6 protein-coding genes are annotated in these 3,843 nt (G+C 71.1%); 5 read left to right on the forward strand and 1 reads right to left on the reverse strand.

Features of this window, described 5'->3' with window-relative positions; all coding sequences use genetic code 11:
- Positions 1 to 69 precede the first annotated feature (69 nt).
- The 5 genes from mtlA (at position 70) to E1292_RS49710 (ending at position 3,545) form a co-directional block, all read left to right on the forward strand.
- On the forward strand, positions 70 to 1,323 hold the full coding sequence (mtlA, locus tag E1292_RS49690; protein WP_132606767.1) for a mannitol-specific PTS transporter subunit IIC: 1,254 nt from the start codon (positions 70 to 72) through the stop codon (positions 1,321 to 1,323).
- Positions 1,324 to 1,326: 3 nt separating this feature from the next.
- Complete coding sequence (locus E1292_RS49695) at positions 1,327 to 1,635, forward strand: PTS lactose transporter subunit IIB (protein ID WP_132606768.1); 309 nt, start codon at positions 1,327 to 1,329, stop codon at positions 1,633 to 1,635.
- A complete protein-coding gene (locus E1292_RS49700) occupies positions 1,628 to 2,053 on the forward strand; it encodes a PTS mannitol transporter subunit IIA (RefSeq protein WP_132606769.1) in 426 nt (141 codons plus the stop codon). Before E1292_RS49695 ends, E1292_RS49700 begins: the two co-directional genes overlap by 8 nt.
- Positions 2,050 to 3,054, forward strand: coding sequence for a zinc-dependent dehydrogenase (locus tag E1292_RS49705; protein ID WP_132606770.1), 1,005 nt, complete (start codon positions 2,050 to 2,052; stop codon positions 3,052 to 3,054). The genes E1292_RS49700 and E1292_RS49705 overlap by 4 nt, the downstream gene beginning before the upstream one ends.
- A gap of 209 nt (positions 3,055 to 3,263) precedes the next feature.
- The gene (locus tag E1292_RS49710; RefSeq protein WP_132518581.1) at positions 3,264 to 3,545 is read left to right on the forward strand and encodes an HPr family phosphocarrier protein; all 282 of its coding nucleotides are present in this window, start codon (positions 3,264 to 3,266) and stop codon (positions 3,543 to 3,545) included.
- 16 nt (positions 3,546 to 3,561) lie between these two features.
- Here E1292_RS49710 and E1292_RS56280 read toward each other — a convergent pair.
- Positions 3,562 to 3,843, reverse strand: a 282-nt coding sequence (locus tag E1292_RS56280; protein ID WP_439331965.1) for a hypothetical protein, incomplete at its 5' end; no start/stop codon positions are given.

A 3,843-nucleotide genomic window follows, 5' to 3' on the forward strand; every position in this document is an offset into this window, starting at 1 on the left:
GCCCGCACCCGCACTCCCCTGACCCAGCGAAGCGGCTGATCACTGCTCATCCCCGAAGGAGCAAGTCCCATGGCCGAAAGTTACACACCCCCGGTCACCGGAACCGGTGTCAAGGCCACCATCCAGCGCATCGGCGGCCACCTGGCCGGCATGATCATGCCGAACATCGGAGCGTTCATCGCCTGGGGCCTGATCACGGCGCTGTTCATCCCGACCGGCTGGCTGCCCAACGAGACGCTCGCGAAGATGGTCGGCCCGATCATCGGGACCCTGCTGCCGGTCCTCATCGCTTACACCGGCGGCCGGATGGTGCACGGGCAGCGCGGCGCCGTCGTCGGCGCGGTGGCGGTCATGGGCGTCGTGGTGGGCACCGAGTCCCCGATGTTCCTGGGCGCCATGATCATCGGCCCGCTCACCGCCTTGATCCTGAAATATGTGGACAAGTTCACGGAGCAGCGGACCAAGGCCGGCTTCGAGATGCTGGTGGACAACTTCTCCGCCGGCATCGTGGGCGGCGTGATGGCCGTCATCGGCATGCTCGGCATCGGCCCGATCGTGGAGGCCGCCACCACGGCCGCGGGCAACGCCGTGGGCTGGCTGATCAGCAACAACCTGCTCCCCGTCGCCTCGGTGCTGATCGAGCCGGCCAAGGTGCTGTTCCTCAACAACGCCATCAACCACGGCGTGCTCACCCCGCTCGGCATCGCCGAGGCCGCCCAGACCGGCAAGTCGATCCTGTTCATGCTCGAGTCGAACCCCGGCCCCGGGCTCGGCCTGCTGCTGGCGTTCCTGCTGTTCGGCCCGCGCCCGCTGCGGCCCAGCACCCCCGCCGCGATGCTCATCCAGTTCTTCGGCGGCATCCACGAGATCTACTTCCCGTACGTGCTCATGAAGCCGCGCCTCATCCTGGCCGTCATCGCGGGCGGCGCGGCCGGCGTGTTCACGTTCATCGCCACCGGCGCCGGGCTGGTCGCCTCGCCGTCGCCCGGCAGCATCTTCGCGTATCTCGCGGTCACACCGAGGGGCGGCTGGCTCGGGTCCAGCCTTGGGATCCTCGTGGCCGCGGCCGTGTCGTTCGCCGTCGCCGCCGTCCTGCTGGGCTTCGGCCGCGGCGAGAAGGCGGAGCAGGACGGCTCCGCGGACCCCACCGAGTCCACCGGGTCCACCGGGTCCACCGGGTCCGCGGAATCCACCGAGGGCACCGAGCCCGCCACCGGGCCCGCCACCGAGCCCGCCACCGAGTCCACCACCAAGCTCACCACTGAGCCCGCCACCGAGCCCGCCACCGAGCCGGCCACCGAGCCGGCCACCAAGGAGGCCTGAACCATGCCCAGCATCGACAGCAAGGACATCAAGAAGCTCATCGTCGCCTGCGACGCCGGGATGGGCAGCAGCGTGATGCTCGCCTCGCAGCTGCGCAAGCAGCTCAAGGACAGCGGCGTCACCGTCGAGCACACCCCGGTCAACTCCATCCCCGACGACGCCGACGTCGTCGTGTGCCACGCGGGGCTCGCCGCCAGGGCCAAGGCCTCCGCCCCCGGGAAACCTCTGGTGTCGTTCCAGATCTTCCTCGGCGACCCGGCGGTGACCAAGCTGGTGAACACCATCAAGAACGGCGGCACCGTCGATGCGTGACGACCTGCTCGACCCGCGGGCGGTGCTGCTGCACGAGAGCGCCCCCGACCGCGAGGCGGCCATCCGCCGGTGCGGGCGGGCGCTGGCCGACGTGGGCGCGGTCGCGGAGCCGTACATCGAGGCGATGCTCCAACGCGAGCAGTCGATCTCCACCTACGTCGGCGAGGGAGTGGCCATCCCGCACGGGACGAACGCCTCCAAGGAGGACGTCCAGCGCGACGCGATCTGCGTGGTCCGCTTCCCGGCAGGCGTCGACTGGGCCGGCGAGCAGGTCACCCTGTGCGTCGGCATCGCCGCCAAGGACGACGGGCACGTGCAGTTGCTGTCGCAACTGGCCGAGATCCTGCTCGACCCCGACCGCGCGAGGACGCTGCGCGAGGCCACGGAGGTCTCACAGGTGATGAAGGAGCTCACATGAAGGTCGCCAGATTCCACGCCCCCGGCGACATCAGGATCGAGGACGCGCCCGAGCCCGAGGCGGGGCCCGGCGAGCTGAAGATCCGCGTACGCAACTGCTCGACGTGCGGGACGGACAACAAGATCTTCAAGTTCGGCCACCACCACATCAGGCCGCCGCGCGTCATGGGCCACGAGATCGCCGGCGAGGTCGTCGGCACCGGCGCGCGGGTGCAGGTGATCGCCGCCATCCCGTGCGGCACGTGCCAGGAGTGCGTGCGCGGCCGCCAGACGGTCTGCCCGAACCAGGAGTCGATGGGCTACCACTACGACGGCGGCTTCGCCGAGTACATGATCATCCCCGCCAAGGTGCTGGCCGTGGACGGCGTCAACGCCATCCCGTCCGGCGTCGGCTTCGCCGAGGCGTCGGTGGCCGAGCCGCTGGCGTGCGTGCTGAACGGCCAGTCGCTGGCGCGCGTCGGCGCGGGCGACGACGTGGTCGTGATGGGCGCGGGCCCGATCGGCTGCCTGCACGTGCGCCTGGCGCGGGCGCGCGGCGCCTCCCGGGTCTTCCTCGTGGACGTCAACGCCGAACGCCTGGCGATGGCGGCCGAGCTCGTACGCCCCGACGCGGTCATCGACGCCGACCCGGCCGAGCAGGTGCTCAAGCTGACCGGCGGCAGGGGCGCCGACGTCGTGATCACGGCGGCGGCGTCGGGCGCGGCGCAGGAGCAGGCCGTGCGGATGGCGGCCAGGCAGGGCCGGATCAGCTTCTTCGGCGGCCTGCCCAAGGACGACCCCGTCATCGCGCTCGACTCCAACCTGGTGCACTACCGCGAGCTGACGATCGTCGGCGCGAACGGCTCCAGCCCCGCGCACAACGCCGAGGCGCTGCGGCTGGTCGCCGACGGCGCCGTGGTGGTGTCCGACCTCATCACCCATCGGCTGCCGCTGCCCCAGGTGCTCGACGGGATCGATCTCGTCAGCAGGGGCGCGGCCATCAAGGTCACCATCGAGCCCTGAAGAACGAGCGCTGACGATCGAGCGCTGACGATCGAGCGCTGACGATCGAGCGCTGACGATCGAGCGCTGAAGAACGAGCGCTGAAGAACGAGCGCTGAAGAACGAGCGCTGAAGAACGAGCACCGGTAGTCGAGCCCTGACGAACGAGCGCTGAAGAAAGCCCGTAGATCGAGCATTCAAGATCGAAGATGGAGCCTGGGAGGCTTCTCATGGCACAACGAACGGTGGCCGTGGCCTCGGCCAGCGGCCTGCACGCCCGTCCCGCCAAGCTGTTCGTCCAGGCGGCGGCGAAGCTGGGGGTGCCGGTGACGGTCCGGCTGGGTGAGAAGTCCGTGCCGGCCAAGAGCATGCTGGGGGTGCTGTCGCTGGGCGCGGTGCGCGGCTCGGAGGTCACGCTCGAAGCTGAGGGGCCCGGGGCGGAGGAGGCGCTGGACTCCCTGGCGGCGCTGCTGTCGCGCGACCTGGACGCGGAAGAGGCCCTCGATGCGTGACCCGTCCGGCCCTGACCTATCCGGCCCTGGACTGCCCGGTCCCGACCTGCCCGGCCCGGACTTCCTTGCCGGTCGGCCGGAGGCCATGAGCCCTGACGGCGGCCCGGGGGCGGTTGCCGCCGGGCGGCTCGCCGGCCTCGGCGTCAGCCAGGGCCGGGCGGCGGGCCCGATGATCCGGATGGCGGGGCCGCCGGCGCTGCCTGTCGCTGGGCGCGGTGCGCGGCTCGGAGGTCACGCTCGAAGCTGAGGGGCCCGGGGCGGAGGAGGCGCTGGACTCCCTGGCGGCGCTGCTGTCGCG

It is taken from the genome of Nonomuraea deserti, from assembly GCF_004348685.1.
Lineage (GTDB): Bacteria > Actinomycetota > Actinomycetes > Streptosporangiales > Streptosporangiaceae > Nonomuraea > Nonomuraea deserti.

Coding starts and splice junctions, on each gene's coding strand:
- E1292_RS49695 (WP_132606768.1), top strand. CDS start 1,327: ATGCCCAGCATCGACAGCAAGGACATCAAGAAGCTCATCGTCGCCTGC.
- E1292_RS49700 (WP_132606769.1), top strand. CDS start 1,628: ATGCGTGACGACCTGCTCGACCCGCGGGCGGTGCTGCTGCACGAGAGC.
- mtlA (WP_132606767.1), top strand. CDS start 70: ATGGCCGAAAGTTACACACCCCCGGTCACCGGAACCGGTGTCAAGGCC.
- E1292_RS49705 (WP_132606770.1), top strand. CDS start 2,050: ATGAAGGTCGCCAGATTCCACGCCCCCGGCGACATCAGGATCGAGGAC.
- E1292_RS49710 (WP_132518581.1), top strand. CDS start 3,264: ATGGCACAACGAACGGTGGCCGTGGCCTCGGCCAGCGGCCTGCACGCC.